Here is a 21,014-nt window from a genome sequence, read left to right on the forward strand (position 1 = left end):
CCCGCTGTCAAATCTTTTTTTCCATCCGGCGTGTCGCCCGTCACCGCGCGGCTACCGAACCACTACTGGGATTTCACCCGCCCCCTTTCGAACCCGCGGACGCAGGCGTACCGTGGCCCGCGCAGAATCGCCGACGATTCTTTGGGGGTGCATCGATGGATGCCATGGCGGGGCGAGGGGTGTTGCACACGCTGCGACTGCTCCTTCTCGGCGCCTGCGCGGCATTCGCCCTCGCCCTCCTCTCGCTGATCCTGTCGGTGTCGTCCGCCTCCGCCGATGACGGCAGCGGATCGGGACTGCTGGGCGGCATCGCCTCGACGGTCGACGACGCGACGGACGCCGTCGCCGACGTCGTCGATCCCGTGGTGGGCCACGTCGCCGAGACCGCGGCATCCGTCACCGACACCGTCTCTGAGGCGCTGCCCGAGCCCGTGGCAGCCCCGGTGGCCGAGATTTCCAACACGGCCGGCTCCGTCTTCGACACGGTGGAGGACGTGACCGGCGGGGCCCTCGACACAGTCGACACCGTCGTTGACGGCACGACACAGGGCGTGTCCGACGTCGCCGACTCCGGCGTCGTCGGCACGATCGTCGAGCCGATCCTCGACACCGTCGAATCGCTCCCCGTGGTCGGACCCGTCGTGGGCGACACGGGCCTGGGCGAGGTCGTCACCGACGTGGGAAGTGCCGTCGACGGGACGATCCCCGTCATCGTGGGCGAGCTGCCCTCGGTCGACCCCGTCGTCCCGGTCGTTCCCGCGCCGTCGCTCCCGATCCAACCGGTCGACCTCGGCGGAGACGTCACTCCCCCGTCCGCGACTCCCGCCGCCGACACCGCGCCCCCGATTCCGGTGAGCGCATCGGCTACGGCTTCCCCGGCCGCCCCCACCGGTGCGCTCACCGCGGAGGCGCGCGAGACCGCCGCATTCTTCACCGCGGCCGCGCACTCCGCACCGTCGGCGCAGGCCGCCGCGGCCCCGGCCACCCCTGGGACCCCCGCCCACGCGCCCACGCCTCTCGCCACGGACGCCGTGTCGGGTGTTCCGGCCGCGTCATGGGCATCCGGAAGCTCTCCGACGGCCGCCTCTCCTCTCGCAACGCCCGTCGACGCCTCGCTCGGCGCCGGGCTGCTGCTGCTCGCTCTCCGCCACGCAGTCGATGACGATCTGCCGGGGAGCCCCGTCTTCGCCGCAGACGTCTCTCCTGACTGAGGACGGTCGCGCCGTGCCCCGCACGGCACACGACCACGCGCGTTCGCGCACCCTCATTCACACACAGGAGAAACTCTCATGCGCAAGTTCTACTCGCGTGCCCTGCTGGGCGCGCTCGTCGGGGGCGGCTTGGCCGTCCTCGGATGCGGCATCGCCAATGCCGCGGAGACCTCGGGAGCGGACGGTCTGCTCTCGGGCGACCAGGCCGCGATCTCGGTCGACCTGCCCGTCACCATCGGGGGCAACGCCGTCTCGGTGATCGGCGACAGCCACAGCGAGGATGCCGACACCTCGGCCCCCGCACCGGAGGCCGCCCCGGTGACCACCACCGACGGGAGCGACGGAGTCGCCTCGGGGAACCAGGGCATCATCTCGATCGACATGCCCGTCACGGTCGGCGGCAACGCCGTCTCGGTGATCGGCGACAGCCACAGCGAGGATGCCGACACCTCGGCCCCCGCGCCGGCCCCGGAGCCCGCTCCCGAGCCGGAGACGGCTCCCGAGCAGCCGCCGCTGCACGTCATGCCGGTCTCCACCGACGAGATGCCCGGAGCGGCGACCGACGGTAGCGACAGCATCCTGGGCGGCAACCAGGCCGTCATCCCCATCGAGGTCCCGGTCACCATCGGCGGAAACGCCGTCTCCGTGATCGGCGACAGCCACACCGAGGACGCCACCACCACCGGCGGCAGCACCGGAACCGGCACCATCAGCGACGTCGAAACCGACGGCACCGACAGCATCCTCGGCGGCAACCAGGCCATCATCCCCATCGAGGTCCCGGTCACCATCGGCGGAAACGCCGTCTCCGTGATCGGCGACAGCCACACCGAGAACGCAACCACCACCGGCGGCAGCACCGGACCCGGCACCATCGGCGACGTCGAAACCGACGGCACCGACAGCATCCTCGGCGGCAACCAGGCCGTCATCCCCATCGAGGTCCCGGTCACCATCGGCGGAAACGCCGTCTCCGTGATCGGCGACAGCCACACCGAGAACGCCACCACCACCGGCGGCAGCACCGGAACCGGCTCCACCGGCGACGTCGAAACCGACGGCACCGACAGCATCCTCGGCGGCAACCAGGCCATCATCCCCATCGCCGTCCCCGTCACCATCGGCGGCAACGCCGTCTCGGGCGTCGGCGACAGCACCTCCACGGGTGCGACCACGACCGGCGGCGCGGGCGGTGGTGGTGTCGTTGGGGGCATCACCACCGACGGCGCCGGCAGCATCGGCGGCGGGAACCAGCTGATCATCCCGATCCAGCTGCCCGTCACGATCGGTGGCAACGCGGTCTCGGTGATCGGCAACAGCACCACCGAGGGCTCGCACACCGGCGGGACTCCGGGAACCCCGGGAACGCCTGGCACCCCCGGAACCCCGGGAACGCCCGGAACGCCCGGAACCCCGGGAACGCCCGGGACGCCCGGAACCCCCGGAACGCCCGGAACCCCGGGAACGCCCGGCACCCCCGGCACCCCCGGCACCCCCGGGACGCCTGGCACCCCCGGAACGCCCGGAACGCCCGGCACCCCCGGCACCCCCGGAACGTCCGGAGCCCACGGCGGCACCGCCGTCGTCGGATCCCCCGCCTCGGTCAGCGCCGCGGCGCCCCTCGCGACGAACGGCGCGACGTCTCTGGCCGTGACGGGGGCCGACGGCTCGTCGGCTCTCGGCCTCGGCCTCGCGGGCCTGCTCACCCTGCTGATGGGAGGGGTGCTGCTGCGCCGCCGCTCGCGCGCGTGACCCGCGGAGGGCTCTGACCCTCAGCGGAACGACACCGGATGCCGACGTGCTGTCGTGGCATCCGGTGTCGTGGCGCGCCCGCGACGGGGCTCGGCCGGCGCCCGGACCCTTCGACAGGCTCAGGGACCTCCGCCGCGGGGGTGCGGGCTCAGTGACCTCTCACGCCGGGGGTGCCGGCTCAGGCCCCTCCGCCGTGGGGGTGCCGGGCTACAGGGCCCCGCCGCGGCGCTCGCGTTCGAGGAACGCGATCGTCTCGGGGCGCTGCGGGTCGTCGAGGATCTGCGCGGGCGTGCCCTGCTCGACGATGCGTCCGCCCCGCATGAACACGATGCGGTCGGCGACCTCGCGCGCGAACGACATCTCGTGCGTGGCCATGAGCATGGTCGACCCGCGGTCGCGCAGCACCCGCACGAGGTCGAGCACCTCGCCCACGAGCTGCGGGTCGAGCGCCGAGGTGATCTCGTCGAGCAGCAGCAGCTCGGGGTCCGTCATCACGGCGCGAACGATCGCGACGCGCTGCTGCTGCCCGCCCGACAGGCGGTCGGGGAACTCGCGGGCCTTCGCGCCGAGCCCGAGCTGCTCGAGCAGCTCGGTGCCACGGGCGTAGGCCTCGGTCTTCGGCATCCCGTGCACCTTGCGGGCGGCGAGGGTGACGTTGTCGATCACGCGCAGGTGCGGGAAGAGGTTGAAGTGCTGGAAGACGACGCCGATGCGGGCCCGCGCGGCGTCGGGGTCGATCGTCGGATCGGTGAGGTCGTCGCCGTTCAGCAGGATCTGCCCGTCGTCGACGCGCTCGATGAGGTTGATCGTGCGCAGCAGCGTCGACTTGCCCGAGCCCGAGGCACCGATCAGCACGACCACCTCGTGCTGATCGAGCTCCAAGTCGATGCCGTCGAGCACCACGTGGTCGCCGAAGGCCTTGCGGACGCTGCGGACCTCGAGCACGGTCATACGGTTCCGCCCATCTGCTCGCGTTTCGCCAGTCGGGCCGACACGTAGTCGGTGAGGCGGATCATCGGCAGCGCCATCGCCACGAACAGCAGCGCCGCGACGATGTACGGCGTGAAGTTGTAGGCCTGAGCCGAGGCGATCTGCGCCGCGCGCACGGCATCCACCGCTCCGAGCACCGAGATGAGCCCCACGTCTTTCTGCAGCGACACGAAGTCGTTCATGAGCGCGGGCACGACCTTGCGCACGCCCTGCGGGATCACGACGATCCGGAGCGTCTGGGCGTGGTTCAGCCCGAGCGAGCGGGCCGCGACGCGCTGCGAGGGGTGCACGGCCTCCATTCCCGCGCGCAGCACCTCGGCGATGTACGCCGAGTAGGTCAGCACGATCGCGATCGTGCCCCACAGCACCACCGGCACACGGCCGAAGACGCCGAGCGCCGGCAGCCCGAAGCCGACCAGGTAGAGCACGATCAGCAGGGGGATGCCGCGGAACAGGTCGGTGTAGATCGTCGCGAGCGCGCGCAGCGGGAAGAACACCGGCCCGCGCAGCGACCGCAGCACCGCGAGGGTCGTGCCGAGGATCGCGACGGCGATCGCGGCGACGAACAGCACCTGGATGTTGACCCACAGGCCCGCGAGGATCGACGGGAAACTCGCCAGCGCGATCTCGGGGTCGAAGAACGCGCGGCGCACGTCTTCCCACCCGGGGCTCGACAGGATCGCCCAGCCCACCACGACGACGAACACGACCGAGCTGACCAGCGCGATCAGCACCGACTTCGTCGACTGCCGACGCCGCGTGGCGCGCCGACCGAGCTCGAGCTCGCTCGGCCGCCACGCGGCCTCGGACGGAGGGGATGCCACGGGGTCTTACTTCAAGACGGGAGCGGCGTCGGTGCCCCCGAGCCACTTCTGCTGCAGCTCGTCGAGCGTGCCGTCGGCGCGCAGGGCGTCGACCGCGTCGGTGACGGGTCCGGTCAAGGCCGACCCCTTGGGCAGGACGAACGCGAGCTCGTCACCGCCGGCCGAGGAGTCGGGCAGCTGGCCGACGACCTTGCCGTCGTCGAGCACGGCTCCGGCGAGGTAGAACGCGGTGGGCAGGTCGACCACGATCGCGTCGACCTGACCGGCCTGCAGGGCGGCCACGGCATCGTCGTTGGAGTTGAAGACGCTGAGGTTGCCCGTGCCGAGCTGGTCGGCGGCGACCTGGTAGCTGGTGGTCGCGCTCATGACGCCGACGGGCAGATTCTTCAGCTCGGCCACGGTGGTCGCCGAGGCGGCGGGCGACGTACCGGTCGAGACGACCGCCTGCGTGGTCGTGTAGTAGGGCGACGAGAAATCGACGGCCTGCTTGCGCTGCTCGGTGATCGAGAACTGCTGCAGGTTGAGGTCCCAGTCCTTGGCGCCGGGGGCGATCGCGCTGTCGAAGGTGCTGCGCACCCACACGACGTCGTCCTTCGAGAAGCCGAGCTGGGTCGCCACCGCGTCGGCGACCGCGGCCTCGAAGCCCTCGCCCGAGGCGGGGTCGTCGTTCTCGACCCACGGCGAGAACGCGGGCTCTCCCGTGGCGATGGTGAGCTTGCCGGCCGTGACGGTCTGCAGAGCGCCCTCCGTGGCGGGCGCGGAACCGGCGTCGGAGCCCGTCGGGGCGAAGGCGCAGGCGGTCAGCGACACGACCGTGGCCGCAGCCACGGCGGTCAGGGCGGCGGCGCGGCGCAGACGTGCGAAAGCGGTCACGATGTCTCCTCGTGGACGTATCGGGGTCATCCCCGGAGTGCTGTGATGTGCTCAGCGTACCGGGGGCATGTTTCCGGGACGGTCGCCGGTGAAACCTGGCGACACGGTCTTTTCGACGGCGCGGAGACGTGCTCGAGGGCGACGGGCCGGCCGGTCGCGGGGCGCATGATCGCGGCACCTCAGACGGTGCTCTACTCGGCCAGCCGCCAGTCGTCGAAGCTGAACCCCGGCGACACGAGGCAGCTCACCACGACCTCCACGTCGCCCATGGGCCGGGCCGCCTGCCACACGCCCGCCGGAACGGTGTGCTGCAGCACGTGCCCCGCCGCCAGGTCGGGGCCGAGCGTGATCGTCTGCGCCTCGCCCGGCTCGGCGCCCGCTCCGCCGAGCGACAGCTCGAGCGCACCGGGACCGTGCCACAGCCACACCTCGTCGCTCGTGACGACGTGCCACGCGCTGCGCTCGTCGGGCCGCAGCAGGTAGTGGATGCAGGTCGCCGCGGGACGCTGACCCGCGGGAGTGTCGACGGCGTACGACCCCGTCCACATGCGACGGAACCACCCGCCCTCGGGGTGCGGTTCGAGGTCGAGCAGCCGGGCGGTCTGCGGGCGGTCGGTGTCGGCTCGATCGGTCATGCGCGCACTCCTGTCTCACGGGTGAAGGCGGGCGAGGCGGAGCGCGCCTCGCCGTCGATGAACGTCGCGGCCGCCGTTCCCGCCCCGGCCACCACGAGGTGTTCGATCGTGGCATCCACCTCCGAGACCGGGATGTCGAAGAACGCCAGATCCGCCACGGCGCCGACCGCGAGATACCCCGTGCGGGCGGGACCGGTGTCGAGACCCATCGCGTGAGCGCCCCCGAGCGTCGCCGCCCGCAGCAGCAGCTCCGACAGGTCGCGGTTGACGTACCCCTGCGCCCGCGCGAGCCGGTGCAGTTCGGCCACGTCGGCGAGCAGGTCGAGCGAGGGGCTGGATGCCAGCGAGTCGGTGCCCACGGCGAGCGCGTTCCCCTCGACGAGGTAGGCCGCGACCGGCGGCTCGTCGAGTCCGATCACCGCGTTCGATCGCGGGCACAGGGCCACGGTCGTGCCACGGGCGCGCAGGATCGCCCGGTCGCGCGCCGTCATGTACACGCCGTGCGCGATGTGGCAGTCGGGGCCGAGCACGCCGAGCTCGTCGACGAACTCGGTCGCTCCGGTGCCGAACCCCTCGTCGCGCAGGGCGCGGAAGCTCGTGGGACGCTGCTTCTGCCACGGCACCGCCTCGCCGTGCTCGCGCTCGAACGCCGCCTCGCCCAGGTGCAGGTGCAGGCGGCTCCCCCGCTCGCGCACGATGTCGGGGATCTCGAGCAGCGGCTCCACGTCGAGCGAGTACGGCGCGTGCGGAGACAGTCCGGTGCCGGGCGGAGAGGGCAGCGCGTCGAGCCGGGCCTCGACCTCGGCGCGGCCGCGCTCGGCCCACGCGGCGTTGGTCCAGCTCATCACCTCCCAGTAGGTGATGCCGTGCAGGCGCGCGTCGTGCAGCGCCGAAGCGGCTTCGACGTCGGTGACGATGTCGGCGACGGCGGTCGTGCCCGCCGCGATCATCCGGAGCGCGCCCGCGGCGGCATCCCGAGCCCAGTCGTGGCCGGCGCGGTAGACCGGCGTGAACGCGTCGTCCCAGTCGTCGAACCCCGCGTACGACCCGCGGCCCACCTCGGCCATGCCGGTGTACTGCAGGTGGGAGTGGGCGTTGACCAGGCCCGGGGTCAGCACGCCCGGCCAATGCGTCTCGTCGAACGCGATCCCCCGTGCCCGCAGCTCGTGAACGACCCACTCGCGGTCGCCGACGTGCCGGATGCGCCCACCCGCCACCGCGATCGCCCCACCCGGAATGGGAGGTGCCGTGATCGGAACGACGAGGGATGCCGAGTACACCTTCATCGCCCACCCCCGGCGTAGCGGGGCGAACGCCAGTCGTCGAGGCCCTCGAAGTCGACGGGCCGCGGCGGGTCGATCTCGGCGCCGCGCGCGCGCAGCGCCTCGCGCGCGACGAGGTCGTCGACCTCGGGGCCCAGGGCGTGCACGCCCGGTGCCGGGCGGCGGCGCAGCAGGTCGTCGAGGGCGGCGAGCTGCACGGCGAACGACAGGTCCATGATCTCGATCGGGTTGCCCTCGGCCGCGGTGATGTTCACGGCTCCTCCCCCGCCGAGCACTTCGGCGCCGGCGTCGACGCCGTCGGCCGCGACCTCGCCGGGCACGCCCCCGGCTACGGCGACGACCCGTGCGACCGCGGAGAGGTCCGCGGTCACGGTGCCGGGTACGCCGGTCGCCGAGACGACGAGCGCCCCGGTGGCGAGCTCGTGCGCCGGTCCCGTGGGGAAGCCGTCGTGCCGCGCCTCGAGCGCGCGCACGGGGTCGGTCTCGGCCACGCGCACCTCGACGCTCAAGGCCCGCAAGTGCGCGGCGACGCCGCGTCCGACGGGACCGTACCCCAGGACGAGCGCGGGCTGATCGGTGAGCGCGATCCCCCGCTCCTCGAGCAGGTCGGCGATCGCGAACACGCATGACTGCCCGGTGCCGTAGCGGTTGTCGAACATCGTCTTCGTGCGGGCGTCGTTGACCGCCATCACCGCGGTGCGCAGGATGCCGGCATCCCGCATCCGCCGCAGGGGTGTCAGTCCGCTCGTGGTCTCTTCGCACGCGCCGATCCAGTCCGCGACGAGGGACGGATCGTCGTCGTGGGCGAGGCGGATGAGGTGCGCGCCGTCGTCGAGCAGCACGTCGAGACCCGCGCGCAGGAAGGCGCGGGCGGCGGCGAGCTCCTCCGCGCCGCTCGGCGCCGGATCGGCCGTGACCGCGAAACCCTGCGCGCGCAGCGCGTCCGCCACCGCCGGATCGGTCTCGTCGGGATGCGCGTACACCGACACTTCGGCCCCCCGCTCGCGCAGCAGCAGCGACAGCACCGCGGTCTTGGGCTCGAGCACCATCGCCACCCCCACGCGCAGCCTGGTCAAGTCGAGGCGTTCGGCCATCGCGGCCGAGACGGGCATGTGCGCGCGAGCGAAGGAGATGCGGCCGGCGGCATCGCCGCGCTCGGGCAGCGGCGCACCATCGAGGTGCACCGTGTCGGCATCCAGATCGAACTCCACCCGCCCGGGAGTCGGTTCGGGACTCGGGATGCCGCCCAGCCGCACGAGCAGGTCGTGCAGGCCCGACGCGTCGGCGCCCCGCACTCCGAAGGGGCGGCCGGCGAGCATGAGGTTGGACGCGCGCGCGAAGCGCCGGACGATGCGCTCGGGTGCGCGAGGGTCGGTCACGGGGTTCAGCCTAGGGTCGCGGCTGCGGGCCGCCGTGGCGCCTACACCCGTGAGAGCCGCCCTGGGGTCTTTCGGCACGCGCGCGGACGTCTGCGCCTTCGCGCTCCGCGAGGACTCGCGGACCAGCCAGCCCGTCGCGGACCGCCCGTCGCTCGCGACCTCGGCGGAGCGAAACCACGGTTGTCAATACTTGAGGCCGGCCTGAGCCCGAGCGACGCGCGAGACCTCGTAGCCGAGCGCCCCGCTTTGCGGTATCCGTCGGAGCCACCAGTACGCGGGATTCTGCGCGTACGCGGCGAAGGAGGGCTCCGATGCGATGACAACCTCAAAATCGAACGCGTCACGCCGCGAATTTCACACCGCTTGGGGGAAGAACGCCGTCGAACCCCCTCCGTCCGCGTGGTGTCCCGACCTGCTCGAGATGGGGAATAGATGTCCCGCTCAGACACTCGACGCTGTTCTCTTTCGAGAATTTCCCCGACCTGAGGAGTCAACGCCTACTCGCTCGCATGTACCCCTCTGCGCTCGCTATTTCAAATCGAAGGGCGCCGCGCCTGAGAACGCGTTTAGTCCACCAGCGCTCTCGCTTGGAAGAGTCAGCGAGAAGCGGATCCGCGGCTGCAATCCAGCCGATCTCATCGGGCTCCGTGAGAGATCTAAAGCACGAGTCTATTGCGTCCAAGTGGTTTGTTCGGGGGACTTAGCGACCATTTCAAGTGGCTGCAAAGCAGAATCTAAGATGGACCGAAAATGCAAAAACCCAATGTAGTCGTGCGATGTTATCCTTCCTTCTACACCCTCACTGAGCACTGTCGTCTCGATAGCAATTCCTCTCACTCTTTCCGCCCAAGACGCGATCAGTTCCCCAACGGTGACGTCCTTATCATCTAGATGGACGATAGTCATGAAGTCCACTCGGTCGACCTCCTCAGCCTTTCCGGCGATTGACACGGAGCCTTTAGGCCCTCACTGCCCGCATACGCCGCTCCACCTGGGCTATCTCGAACCCAAGCGCACCTCGCCTTGGAATTCGCTCGTTCCACCACTGCCCAGAACGGGAAGTTCCCGTGAGAAGCGGGTCCATCGCTTCGATCAAGCCCTCCTCGTCGACCTCCGTGAGCGCCATGAAGCATGAATCGATAGCCTTCAGAATGGTTGACTCCGGGGAGTCGTCAGCCATTCCTAGAGGTTGCAACGCCGACTCGAGGATGGACCGAAAATGCAGAAATCCAATGTAATCGTCAGCCGTTATCCTCCCTTCAACTCCCTCCCTGAGGCTGACCGTCTCAATAGATATTCCCCTGACGCGATTTGCCCAGGAGGCGAGCAATTCGCCTACCGTGAGACTCTTATCATCAATTTTCACAAACGTCATGAAGTTCATTGCATCAGTCCCGTGATTTCAGATCGAAGTAGAGCCCTTCCCTTCCTTCTATTCGGTATGGAATCGCCCTTCTAAAGACAGTCCGAATCGTGTAGAGCATTGAGGACGATTTCCGAGGACGGATTGTGTCCGGACTGAACGTGCTACTTCGTAGCCGAGCGCGCCGTCCTTCGGAATGCGTCGCAACCACTAATAGGAGTCGTCATCGACAAGTCCGGCAAAGAGCGGCTCTGAGGTCCCGACTAAACGCCCGGGATCGTCGCGGGTCAACGATTGAAAATACTCATCGATGGTCTTCACGATGTAGAACTCCCCGTCTTGATCGGAGACGGAGAGCTGACGCATTCCTCGCTCCAGAGCGTTTCGGGTGAACAGCGCACCGATGAAGTCGTCATAGCCAAATATTCCGATTACCTCAGCTGGATACTTCGCCATGTCTGCAGCGATCTGAGAAACATACGCGGACCAGGAGCCGATAACTCCCCCCAAGGTCGGCCTCCTATCACCCCACGCGATCTCTTGCACGTATTTCGTCACGATCCCTCCTTCCGCGGAGATACATGATCGGCCTGAGCGGGGATTGCCCTCCAAACGCTCACGGTGAAGAGCCGGGGCGCTTCCATCGACCCGACCTCCAACGAAAGAGCGTGAGATTTCACTCACGCAGATTCCACGTCAATGCGCTGCGAGGCGCAGCTACTCCTCAGCGATTCCCAATCGGCGCGGGAGATTCCGAAGTCCATAACTACATAGTCTGGATCCGTTAGTGCGTCTACACCTCTTCCCGCGAGCCGACTCCCGATACCGCCTGTCGGCCCAGAGACAACGAGAAGCGCCACATCCCAATCACGCTGACCCCAGACCGCCCACTGACGCGACTCTCCCGTGATGGCAATGTAGTCGTAGAGCGTTTCCCCCGCGTTGTACTTATCCGACTCGTTCGTCTGGTTCGTGGAAAGACCAGCCCAGAAGCCGGAAACTAGGTCCTCCGCGTCTAGGCGAAACCCAGGATAGCCACCATATGTCGCAAGGTAATCGTCACCATTCCAGCCCAAGACGCAGATTTCGGCGTCATGGAAGCGTGCCGCCAGATCCTCAAGAACTGTCCCAAACCGGGGTCCGAGAACCTCGAATAAAGAGTAGACGAGCACGTTTCCCTGAATCCGGAAGGGCCAATCGGGAAAATCGACGTTGAGAATGCAGGACCGTGAGACTGAGGACTCGATGGCCCGCATCTCAGAATCATCTTTTGGAAACCTCGTCATTCGCCAACCGCAAGGGGTTCAGTCGTGTCACAGTTCACCGCGTCGAGGGTGGTATTCACCAATAATCGGTCTTGCACGTACGTGTGGCGCAACATCACGGACACGACCCCTGGGACAGCACGCGTTCGAGACACATTCGTTCATCCGCAACATATCTCCCCCACCGAGCTACCAGTGCCGCGACTCCCGAGGCCTCACCGGGAGGAGGGGGCATATATCTGATCAGAGCTGACAGCGAGACCGGGTAGCCAAAGAACGAATAGACCTCTTCCATAAGTTCCAGGGGATTACTGAACCCATGGCGTTGACTCCAGATAGTCGACGAAACGAGCCACACCCAGAACCGACCGGCAGGATCTGTCGAATAATCGATTCGCTCCGCATCAATCTGGCGCGAACAAATTTCCAAAGCGTCCTCCTCCTCGTTGTCCCGCAAAGTCTCGACGAGGAAATCCTCTTCCGTGCTCGAAAGTCGCGCATGATCTGCAAGATATTTAGCAACAGGAAATGAGATGAGACCGCGCAACAAACCAACCGCCAGAATTGTGCCATTGATCGGCAGGTCTGCCGCTAGAATCGTGCCGGCATCCACTTTGAACGTGCGCCCTTCAGGGCTTTGTCTGATTCGGGACACCACTGACCCTCCCTCCGGGTATGAACCGCTGGTGAACGATCATCGGGTCCCCACCAGACCGATCGATAATCCACTCGAATATGCCATCACGTCCATTCAGCTGGCCGCGGATTTGATAGAGTTCTCTCTCGACTCCATCACCTCCTCGAAGAGCAAACTGGGTCGCTTCTGGGTCACCGACTGCCCAGGAAGTAGCACGATGGTAGAGGTCTTCGCGGAGCCCACTCCCAGTCCTATCTAATCCAGAGTCCGATGTCCGCGTCCGGCCAGGAATCCCAGAAGACGACTTCTCGGTTGGCTGTTCCCCAGTGTCGAAGACACGTCGACCGTCAGCGCAATAGTCCCCAAGCAGGCTCTGCGGGTCGCAGTTCGGCGACCCACTCCCGGACCGTGCACCACTCGCGGCCCCGGTAGCAGCGTCACCGTTAGCCGCCGCAATGTGGCGTATCCCCACACCAGATGAATCACCGCTGAGAGTCAGCAGGGTGAGTCCCGTAGCCGCTCCCAGCGCCGCGACCCCGAGCGTGGCGGCCGCACCGGCCACCTCAGCGGTCTGCGCGGCACCGAAACCCAGCAGCGGTAGCCCCGGGCTGAGAACGCCAACCGACCCCATGTCGTGTCGCGCGGTCGGCCGCGATCTAGAGGTCGGCGAGACCACTTTCGGCTTCGCGACCTTGCCGTTCCAGTTCTTCGACGGCGCGTAGGACGACATGTCCGGCTGCGCAGCCCCGCGGAGTCCCGGCGCGGTGAACCTCGGGCGCGCGGGCCGTGGCGAGTCCGCGTAGTCGTACCGCCCGATCGGCCGGAATCCCAGCTCATCTCGCGAAGTCACGGGATTCGCCGAGACGAACCCATATCCGTTCAGCGACGATGGATCCGCCCGAGACCCCGACCACGCGTCCCGCGACAGCCACGACCCCGATCGCGTGTCGTACCCGCGCGAGTAGAAGAGGCTGAGACCGGCGACCGGGTCGGACCGCTCCCCCGAATACCCGACAGAGGCGCTCCAGCCTGAGGCCGAGAACCCCGGCACACCCCAATCCGACGCCGTCGAGACCTGAGTGATGCGGGCCGTCCGGTCGATGGCGGAGTCACGAGCCGACTGAACCGGGTTGTTCAGCGCCGACCCCATGCGCGCATCCCCGACCTGCGCCACGGCGCTACCCAGCCGATCGAGCAGGTCCCACGTCGAGGCCCCCGCGGACCGCCCCTCGAGCAGCAACTCGCCGGCGACGTCGCGCACCAGCGTCGTCGTCCCCGCTTTGTCGCTGGTGTCTTGAATCGGCTGCAGACCGTCCCACACGGTCGTCGTCGACGTCGTTCCGAAGGAACTCTGCGTGGACGTCGACACCCGCCGCCCCAGCCCGTCGTATCCGAAACCGGTCGAGCCCGACGCGTCCGAGTACCCCGTCAGCTGTCCGAGTTCGTTCCACGAGTAGGACGCGTCTTCACCTGAGCCGCCGGTTGCGGACAGGCGGTGTCCGTCCGGGTCGTAGGTGAGTCGTCGAGCGCCCGTCGCGCTGTTCTCGGTCGAGACCAGCTGATTGAGGTCGTCGAAGACCTGCGACTGGGTGAACGAGGTGTCCACCGCTCTCACCGACCCGGCCGCGATCGACGCGGGCGGACGCGGAACCGTCACGCCGGTGGCATCGACCTTCAGCACCGGATCCAGGAAGCCCGATGATGCGGTCGCGGATGTGTGCGACCACGACGTGCGGTTACCGACCTCGTCGTAGCCGTACGCATCAGCGGCACCCGTGCTCTGCGCCGACCCCGTCAGTCGATTCGCTGCGTCATAGCTGTGCAGAGTCGTCAGGCGGTCGAGCACCGTCGTCGTGGCATCCGACGCCCCGACGAGTGCGCCGGCGGGCGGTGTGCCTCCCGGAAGCGCCGCCGTCGGCACGCTGGACGTGCGGGTCGTCGCCGTGACGTTGCCCGCCGCGTCATACGCGTAGTCGAAGGCCAGCGACGCACCCTGAGCGAGGGAGCCCGTGTCCGACGGCACGGAGCGGTGCGCGAGGTACGACGACGGCTTGACGCAGCCCGGCTTGTCGACGTTCGCCGCGCGCAGTTCGGGCGCGTTCTTCGATGTGATGACCGGGCAGAGTCCGCCGGTTCCCACCGGGACCGGTGCCGCCGGCGCGGCGACCGCCCCGCTCGGCACCGGAGTCGTTGACGTGATCCCGATCACCCGGTCGTCGGCGTCGTAGTCGTACCGTGTCGAAACGCCGTTCGAGCGCGAGACGCCCGTGAGGTTGCCCCCGTCGTCGTAGGCGTAGTCGGCGGCACCCCACGCACTCGCCATCCGCGAGACCCTGCCCGCGCGATCCCGGTCGTACGCAATGTGCTGCCCACCCGGAACCGTGAGACCGGTCAGCGCCCCGGCCGCGTCGTACGCGTAGGTCAGTTCGCGGCCCTGCGGATCGATCTGCGACGCGAGCTGCCCCGACGGCGTGTACGTCCACCCCGTCGTGCCGCCGGCGTTGGTCGCCGCGATCATCCGCTGCTCGGCGTCGTATTCGAACCGGACGACGTCCGACGCCGACGACTGCTGCACACGATCACCGCGGGCGTCGTATGCGTACGCGATCGCCGCGCCGGAGGGCATGACCACGCGGGACAGCAAGCCCCGATCGTCGTATTCGTACCGCGTGCGGGAGCCCGTGGCATCCGTCATCTGCGCAGGCTGGCCCGCGGCGTCGCTCTCGTACCTCGTGACCTTTCCCCGTGCATCGGTGACCGACGCGAGCAGACCCAGCTCGTCGTACGTGTAGCGCGTGGTCGCGCCGAGCGGATCGGTGACGGATGCCAGCTGCCCGTGCTCTTCGTACGCGTAGATCGTGCGATGGCCCAAGGCATCGGTCGCGGCCGTCAGCTGCCCGGCCGCGTCGTACGTGAACATGATCGTCGCGCCCAGGGCGTCGGTCCCGCTCGTGCGGCGACCCGCGGCATCCCACGTGGCCCGGGACGTGTGTCCGTTCGGGTCAGTCACCGCCGTCACATCGCCCAGCGCGTCGTAGGCGTACGTCGTGCGGTGGCCGGCGGCATCCCTCGCCTCGACGAGCTGATCGGCGTCGTCGTAGGCGTAGGTTGTCAGGCGTCCGACCGCGTCGGTGACCGAGGTGACGTTGCCCGCGGCGTCGTACGCGTACGCAGTGGTGCCAGCCGGGTCGGTCACCTCCGTCACCTGGCCGGCCGCGTCGCGCTCGTAGAGCGTGGGACGCCCGAGCCGGTCGACGACGCCGACGAGCTGCCCGTCGACGTCGTACCGGTACTCGGAACGCAACCCCGCCGGGTCGGTCACCGCCGTAACCCGGTCGAGGTCGTCGTAAGCGTACGAGGTGGCGTTGCCCGCAGAGTCGGTCACGGACGTGACCCGCCCGACCGCGTCGTAGTCGGTGCGCTGCGCAATGCCGGTGGGCCCCACGACGGCGGTAACGCGTCCGAGCGCGTCGAGCTCGCGCGTCGTGACCGCTCCGCGCGGATCGGTCTGCGCCGTGGGCGCACCGGTGGCGTCGTACGACCGCTTCCACGTCTGACCCGCCGCGTCGGTGACGGCGCTCACCCGCGACAGTGCGTCGAGGACGAAGCTCGTCTGCCGTCCCGCGGCATCCGTCGTACCCGTCAGGCCGTCCTCGCGGTCGTACGTGTACGTGGTCGTGCCCCCGGTGGCATCGGTCGCGCTCACCACGCGGAAGAGTGCGTCCCACGCGTAGGAGGTGACGTTGCCCGCCGGATCCGTCGCACCGACGAGGTTGCCGTTGAGGTCGTAGGCGTACCGGGTGGTGCGCCCCAGCGGATCGGTCACCGCCGTCACCCGGTCGCGCGCGTCCCACTCGTACCGGGTAACCCGGCCCAGCGGATCGGTGGATGCCACCAGACGGTTGCCGTCGTCGTAGGCGAACCGCGTGACCCGCCCGAGGGGGTCGGTGCTCGCCGTGCGGTTGCCGCGCCCGTCGACCTCGAACCCGTAGACGGCGCCCGAGGGCAGGGTCATTCGCGTCGTGTTCCCGGCCGCGTCGACGTCGTACGCGATCACCGAACCGTCGGGCAGAACGGTCCGCGTCAGCGTGCCGCGGGCGTCGTAGCCGTAGCTCGTGACCCGTCCGAGGGCGTCGGTGCGCGAGGCGACCGCCCCCGTCTGCGTGTACGTGTACCGCGTGACCGCACCGGTGGCGTCGGTCACCGTCGTGACGTTGCCGGCGTCGTCGTACGCGTACCCAGTCGTCCGACCGGCCGCGTCGGTGAAAGCCGTGACGTTGTCGTCATCGTCGTAGGTCCACGACTGCTCGCCGCCGAGCGGGTCGGTGATCTTCGTGATCCGCGATCGGGCGTCGAACACGTACGTGTGCGTCCGACCCTCCTGATCGACGTACGTCGTCTCGCCCGTGCCGTAGTCGAAGCGGCGCTCGGAGCCCTCGGCATCCCACTGATGCACCACCCGGCCCGACGCGTCGTAGGCGTTGCGCAGATATGTGGCGCCGGTGGCATCCGTCATCGTCAGGACGCGATGCGCGTCGTCGTACGCGAAGGTCTTGGTGCCGCCGTCCGGCGACCCGAGCCGCACGAGGTCGCCGCGATCGTCGTAGCCGAGCGACCACGCGCGTCCATCGGGCAGGGTGAAACCGGCGATGCGACCGAGGTCGTCGGAGTCGACGCGCACCGTCTGGCCCGCGGCATCCGTGATGCCGATCAACGGCACGAACTGCTGCGACGCCGACGGTGCTCCATAGGTGAGCGTCGTCACGCGCCCGGCCGCGTCGACCGAGCGGACCATCTCGCCGATGCCATCCTGATCCGCGGCGTCGAAGTCCCACGACTCACCGGTCCGCGAGGTCAGGCGCAGGATGCCGTCGCCCGCCTCGGCCAGGTGCAGGCCCTCGCCGTGCGGGTCGACGTACCCTCCGGTGCCGTCGGGCTCGAACAGGATCGTCGCACCGTCGCCGCGCACGACGAGAACCGAGTGGTCGTCGAAGCGCTGAGCGTAACCGCCGAGCGCGAAACTCCATCCCGCACCGGTGCGGGTGAGGCGCCCGTCCTGCGCGTTGTAGACGAGCGAGACGTCGGTTGCCGAACCGCCCACCCCCGACAGCGCGAAGAGGTGCTCGCGCTCGACCAGGTTGCCCGTCGAGAACGACACCGGGTCGGCACCGTAGTGCTGCCAGTTGCGGTAGCCGAGCTGGTACCAGCGGGCGAGGTCGTCCGCAGACGGCCGGGCCGGCCACCCGCCCGTGACGGGGTTGGTGCACGAGAAGCCTTTCGACTCCAGGTACTTCCCCACCCCCGTGAACGTGCCGTTCACGATCGAGTCCCAGCCGTTGTCGATGACCGGACGGTCGAAGTTGTGGTCGAGGAACAGGGTCTCCATGTGCACGACCGCACCAGGGAGCCCCTCGTACTCTTCGTGGGGGAAATCAGGGGTCGCGGCTTTCGTCTTGGCCGGGCGCCCGGTGTAGCCGGGCATCTCATCGCGTAGCGAGTCGCGCAGCGCGTCGCTGTCGGCCCCGCCCCGTGCGAACACCTGCGTGCCTCCGTCGCGGGTGGATCCCCACGCCCTACCCCGGAACGTCGCGAAGGCGAGGGAGAGGGTGATGTCCGGGTTGTGCGAGGCCGCGATCGCGCGGCGCGTGTCGGCCGACACGAATCGCTGATCAGCTCCGCGCGTCACCGTGACGTCGGCGATGCATCGATCGCGCAGCATTCCCGCGAGCTGGTCGGCGAGCCGCACGTTGTATGGCAACTCGGTGACGTGCGGGCCCGGAGAGTCCGCCCAGCCCACGTCGTCATCCGGATCGAGCACGATCCGCGGTACGGGCGTCGTCTGCACCGGGGTGCCGATCACCACGAACTGCGAGAGGTGCTCCGACTCGGCCGCGACGGTGCCGGCATCCGCATCGAAGTACGACGGGAGCTGACTCCACGGCTCGCCGGCATTCTCTCGACTGAAGACCCGCAGGCTCGACAGATCGATTCCGGCCCGCTGGAGCGCGGCGGCGTCGACATCGAGATTCAGGCGCACGCCCGGAACGACGTCCTTCGCCACCTCGATACCCGAGGCGTCCCTCTCGAGGGTGTACGACGCCGGAAACTGCGTGACGTCGTCGCCGTCATCGGTGTGCGCCCGGATCTCGACGGGGGCGCCCGCGACCACCCCGCCGGTCTCCGACGCCGCCGAGACGGCTGCAGCATCGCCCAGCGGGGCTGCGTGCACGAACACCGACTCACCGACATCGTGGCCGGAGAACTGGGCACGGACGCCCGTGCCCGCGGCATCCAGAACCGCCCCCTCGCCCGGATTGACCGTCACCTCGGACGGGGGTGCGTTCTCGGGGCGGATATCGGGCGCTGCGGCCGGCGCAGCGGCCGCACGGACCCGCTCCAGGATCTGCTGCTGCAATTCGGCGGCGCGATCGACAGGCGCTGCCGAGGCGGGGACAGCCCCACCCGACACGATCACCGCGGTGATGGTGAGCGAGGCCCAGAGCATGCGCGCCCTCATCGGGTCACCCCCGCAGCCTCCGCGCGGCGACGCGCCCTGACCACCATCAGCGCCGCCCCCACCAGCACGAGTAGCCCGCTGCAGATGAAGGCGGGGGTCACCCACGCGTACTCGCGACCGGTGACCGCGAGGTTCTGGCGGTACGTCGCGTACGCCTGCAACGCCGAAGCGTCGGCGACACCGTCGCCGTCGAGGTCTTCGGTGCCCGTCGCGCAGGTCGCGGTTCCGCACACGAGGTACTCGACCCAATCGGGAACACCGTCGCCGTCGACGTCCTCACGGCCCGAGGTGCAGGTGGCGCTCCCACACACCAGACGCTCGACGAAGTCGGGGATACCGTCCCCGTCGACATCCGCCCCGGGATCCGCACAGGACGTCGAACCGCACGCGGCGACCTCGACCACGTCGGGGACGCCGTCGCCGTCGGTGTCCTCCGTACCGGTCGCGCAGGTGGCTGAGCCGCAGACCACGCGCTCTATGCCGTCGGGAATGGTGTCGCCGTCGACGTCGGCGATCGCACCGGCACGCACGATCGTCGTCGCGATGGCCGGACCGGGGAGAAACGTGGATGCCACGGAGGCAGCCGAGACCGCCAGAACGACGGCGAGGAGACGAAAGCGCACGCGTCACCTTGGCGTGCGTGCCAGCCGTCTCCATGGCTCATGCGCGTGATCACGCAGACGGAACGCGTGGAAAGCACCCGGCGCTTCATCATCCGCCGACGCGCCGCTCCCCGGCCGATCGCTCTGGGGCTTTCGGGGCACATCCCGCACGGCGGGGCGTGAGAATCACGCCCCAACCGGCCCGATCCCGTCACGCCCGACCTCGGTCTTCGCGACGACACCCCGCCCGTCGCCGCCGAACTCCGACCCTCGACCGGAGAACGCGAAAAGGCCCCGCCCTGCCGGAGCAGGAGCGGGGCCGAATCGTGCGTCGCGAATTACTTCGCGGCGACCACCTGGAGGGTGATCACGGCGGTGACGTCGTCACGCAGGCGAACGGTCGCCTCGTGCTCGCCGACCGACTTGATCGAGGAGGTGATCTGGATCTTGCGCTTGTCGAGCTCGCCGAGACCGGCGGCCTTGACGGCGTCGGCGACGTCGGCGGGCTTGACCGAACCGAACAGGCGTCCCTCGTTGCCGGCCTTGACCGACAGCTTGACGGTGTTCGACTCGAGCGAGTTCTTCAGTGCCACGGCGTCTTCGTGAGCGTGGATCGCGCGGGACTCGCGAGCGGCGCGGATCGACGCGACCTGCTTCTCGCCACCACGGCTCCAGGCCACGGCGAAGCCCTGCGGGATGAGGTAGTTACGGGCGTACCCGTTCTTGACCTCGACAACGTCACCGGCGCTACCGAGCCCGGTGACCTCATTCGTGAGAATCAGCTTTGCCATCGGGTGCTCCTTAGCGGCCGGCGCCGGCGTAGGGCAGGAGAGCCATCTCGCGCGCGTTCTTGATGGCGCGGGCGATCAGGCGCTGCTCCTGCACGGAGACACCGGTGATACGACGGGCGCGGATCTTCCCGCGCTCCGAGATGAACTTGCGGAGGGTTGCGACGTCCTTGTAGTCGATGACGCCGACGCGGATCGCCTTCGCGGGGGCGGCGTTCTTCGCGCCCTTCCGCGGCTTGCGGCGGTCGCCAGTGGCCTTTCCAGCCATGCTTCCTTCTTTCGTGTGGTTCGGATGCCGAGCCGGTCACGCGGACCGGGGCATGGCATCCGGAATTTCGAGGGGTCTGTCGTCTCGCTCGAGAGCGCGGCGAAGATCAGAACGGGGTGTCGTCTCCGTAGGAACCAGGAGTGCTCCACGCGTCAGCGCCGCTGTTGCCGCCGCCGTTGTTCGAGCCGGGGGTCGACCACGGCTCGTCGTTCGACTGCTGCACCTGCGCGCGCTGGCCCCCGCCACCCCCGCCGCCACCGGCGGCACGGGTGACCTGGGCGGTCGCGTAGCGGAGCGAGGGGCCGATCTCATCGACTTCGAGTTCGATGGAGGTGCGGTTGTTACCCTCGCGGTCCTGGTACGAACGCTGCTTGAGGCGACCGGTCGCGATGACACGGCTGCCCTTCGTCAGCGAACCGGCGACGTGCTCGGCGAATTCGCGCCACACCGAGGCGCGCAGGAAGAGCGCCTCGCCGTCCTTCCACTCGTTCGCCTGACGGTCGAACGTGCGGGGAGTCGACGCGATCGTGAAGTTCGCCACGGGAAGCCCGTTCTGCGTGTAGCGCAGCTCAGGGTCGGCCGTGAGGTTGCCCACGACGGTGATGACGGTTTCGCCGGCCATCGTCG

General features: G+C 68.9%; 17 protein-coding genes. 2 read left to right on the forward strand and 15 right to left on the reverse strand.

Features of this window, described 5'->3' with window-relative positions; genetic code table 11:
• Positions 1-155: 155 nt before the first annotated feature.
• Together RWH44_RS06850 and RWH44_RS06855 are read left to right on the forward strand one after the other, a co-directional pair.
• Positions 156-1,211 (forward strand): hypothetical protein, encoded by a 1,056-nt coding sequence (locus RWH44_RS06850; protein WP_316003993.1) that lies wholly within the window; start codon positions 156-158, stop codon positions 1,209-1,211.
• 78 nt (positions 1,212-1,289) lie between these two features.
• Positions 1,290-2,963 carry a chaplin family protein gene (locus RWH44_RS06855; protein WP_316003994.1) on the forward strand — a complete coding sequence of 558 codons (1,674 nt, stop codon included), beginning with the start codon at positions 1,290-1,292 and terminating at the stop codon, positions 2,961-2,963.
• A 207-nt stretch (positions 2,964-3,170) separates the two neighbouring features.
• On the opposite strand, the gene RWH44_RS06860 is transcribed toward RWH44_RS06855, so the two are convergent.
• From RWH44_RS06860 to RWH44_RS06930, 15 genes are all read right to left on the reverse strand, one after another.
• A complete protein-coding gene (locus RWH44_RS06860) occupies positions 3,171-3,914 on the reverse strand; it encodes an amino acid ABC transporter ATP-binding protein (RefSeq protein ID WP_316003995.1) in 744 nt (247 codons plus the stop codon).
• Positions 3,911-4,777 carry an amino acid ABC transporter permease gene (locus tag RWH44_RS06865; protein WP_316003996.1) on the reverse strand — a complete coding sequence of 289 codons (867 nt, stop codon included), beginning with the start codon at positions 4,775-4,777 and terminating at the stop codon, positions 3,911-3,913. Before RWH44_RS06865 ends, RWH44_RS06860 begins: the two co-directional genes overlap by 4 nt.
• Before the next feature lie 6 nt (positions 4,778-4,783).
• Positions 4,784-5,650 (reverse strand): ABC transporter substrate-binding protein, encoded by an 867-nt coding sequence (locus RWH44_RS06870; RefSeq protein ID WP_316003997.1) that lies wholly within the window; start codon positions 5,648-5,650, stop codon positions 4,784-4,786.
• Positions 5,651-5,841: 191 nt separating this feature from the next.
• Positions 5,842-6,285 (reverse strand): cupin domain-containing protein, encoded by a 444-nt coding sequence (locus RWH44_RS06875; RefSeq protein ID WP_316003998.1) that lies wholly within the window; start codon positions 6,283-6,285, stop codon positions 5,842-5,844.
• The gene (locus RWH44_RS06880; protein ID WP_316003999.1) at positions 6,282-7,571 is read right to left on the reverse strand and encodes an amidohydrolase family protein; all 1,290 of its coding nucleotides are present in this window, start codon (positions 7,569-7,571) and stop codon (positions 6,282-6,284) included. The genes RWH44_RS06875 and RWH44_RS06880 overlap by 4 nt, the downstream gene beginning before the upstream one ends.
• Complete coding sequence (locus tag RWH44_RS06885) at positions 7,568-8,947, reverse strand: adenosylhomocysteinase (RefSeq protein ID WP_316004000.1); 1,380 nt, start codon at positions 8,945-8,947, stop codon at positions 7,568-7,570. Before RWH44_RS06885 ends, RWH44_RS06880 begins: the two co-directional genes overlap by 4 nt.
• 958 nt (positions 8,948-9,905) lie before the next feature.
• Positions 9,906-10,331: a hypothetical protein gene (locus tag RWH44_RS06890; RefSeq protein ID WP_316004001.1), complete on the reverse strand. Its 426-nt coding sequence runs from the start codon at positions 10,329-10,331 to the stop codon at positions 9,906-9,908.
• A 189-nt stretch (positions 10,332-10,520) separates the two neighbouring features.
• Positions 10,521-10,868 (reverse strand): hypothetical protein, encoded by a 348-nt coding sequence (locus tag RWH44_RS06895; RefSeq protein WP_316004002.1) that lies wholly within the window; start codon positions 10,866-10,868, stop codon positions 10,521-10,523.
• 122 nt (positions 10,869-10,990) lie between these two features.
• Positions 10,991-11,566, reverse strand: a complete 576-nt coding sequence (locus tag RWH44_RS06900; protein WP_316004003.1) for a hypothetical protein — start codon at positions 11,564-11,566, stop codon at positions 10,991-10,993.
• A 124-nt stretch (positions 11,567-11,690) separates the two neighbouring features.
• Positions 11,691-12,230, reverse strand: a complete 540-nt coding sequence (locus RWH44_RS06905; RefSeq protein ID WP_316004004.1) for a DUF2247 family protein — start codon at positions 12,228-12,230, stop codon at positions 11,691-11,693.
• Positions 12,205-18,717, reverse strand: coding sequence for an RHS repeat-associated core domain-containing protein (locus tag RWH44_RS06910; protein WP_316004005.1), 6,513 nt, complete (start codon positions 18,715-18,717; stop codon positions 12,205-12,207). The genes RWH44_RS06905 and RWH44_RS06910 overlap by 26 nt, the downstream gene beginning before the upstream one ends.
• A gap of 8 nt (positions 18,718-18,725) precedes the next feature.
• Positions 18,726-19,304: a hypothetical protein gene (locus tag RWH44_RS06915; RefSeq protein ID WP_316004006.1), complete on the reverse strand. Its 579-nt coding sequence runs from the start codon at positions 19,302-19,304 to the stop codon at positions 18,726-18,728.
• 365 nt (positions 19,305-19,669) lie between these two features.
• Positions 19,670-20,122, reverse strand: coding sequence for a 50S ribosomal protein L9 (gene rplI / locus RWH44_RS06920; protein WP_295839745.1), 453 nt, complete (start codon positions 20,120-20,122; stop codon positions 19,670-19,672).
• A gap of 10 nt (positions 20,123-20,132) precedes the next feature.
• Positions 20,133-20,387, reverse strand: a complete 255-nt coding sequence (rpsR, locus tag RWH44_RS06925) for a 30S ribosomal protein S18 (protein ID WP_013584646.1) — start codon at positions 20,385-20,387, stop codon at positions 20,133-20,135.
• Positions 20,388-20,493: 106 nt separating this feature from the next.
• Positions 20,494-21,009 carry a single-stranded DNA-binding protein gene (locus RWH44_RS06930; protein WP_295784192.1) on the reverse strand — a complete coding sequence of 172 codons (516 nt, stop codon included), beginning with the start codon at positions 21,007-21,009 and terminating at the stop codon, positions 20,494-20,496.
• Between the last annotated feature and the right edge of the window lie 5 nt (positions 21,010-21,014).

Origin of the sequence: Microbacterium phycohabitans (genome assembly GCF_032464935.1) — a bacterium.
GTDB lineage: Bacteria > Actinomycetota > Actinomycetes > Actinomycetales > Microbacteriaceae > Microbacterium > Microbacterium phycohabitans.

What these genes read in the sequence shown, in the direction of transcription:
- RWH44_RS06850 (WP_316003993.1), top strand. Translation starts at nt 156, where the DNA reads ATGGATGCCATGGCGGGGCGAGGGGTGTTGCACACGCTGCGACTGCTC.
- RWH44_RS06855 (WP_316003994.1), top strand. Translation starts at nt 1,290, where the DNA reads ATGCGCAAGTTCTACTCGCGTGCCCTGCTGGGCGCGCTCGTCGGGGGC.
- RWH44_RS06860 (WP_316003995.1), bottom strand. Translation starts at nt 3,914, where the DNA reads ATGACCGTGCTCGAGGTCCGCAGCGTCCGCAAGGCCTTCGGCGACCAC.
- RWH44_RS06875 (WP_316003998.1), bottom strand. Translation starts at nt 6,285, where the DNA reads ATGACCGATCGAGCCGACACCGACCGCCCGCAGACCGCCCGGCTGCTC.
- RWH44_RS06880 (WP_316003999.1), bottom strand. Translation starts at nt 7,571, where the DNA reads ATGAAGGTGTACTCGGCATCCCTCGTCGTTCCGATCACGGCACCTCCC.
- RWH44_RS06890 (WP_316004001.1), bottom strand. Translation starts at nt 10,331, where the DNA reads ATGAACTTCATGACGTTTGTGAAAATTGATGATAAGAGTCTCACGGTA.
- RWH44_RS06900 (WP_316004003.1), bottom strand. Translation starts at nt 11,566, where the DNA reads ATGCGGGCCATCGAGTCCTCAGTCTCACGGTCCTGCATTCTCAACGTC.
- RWH44_RS06910 (WP_316004005.1), bottom strand. Translation starts at nt 18,717, where the DNA reads ATGCTCTGGGCCTCGCTCACCATCACCGCGGTGATCGTGTCGGGTGGG.
- rplI (WP_295839745.1), bottom strand. Translation starts at nt 20,122, where the DNA reads ATGGCAAAGCTGATTCTCACGAATGAGGTCACCGGGCTCGGTAGCGCC.
- rpsR (WP_013584646.1), bottom strand. Translation starts at nt 20,387, where the DNA reads ATGGCTGGAAAGGCCACTGGCGACCGCCGCAAGCCGCGGAAGGGCGCG.
- RWH44_RS06930 (WP_295784192.1), bottom strand. Translation starts at nt 21,009, where the DNA reads ATGGCCGGCGAAACCGTCATCACCGTCGTGGGCAACCTCACGGCCGAC.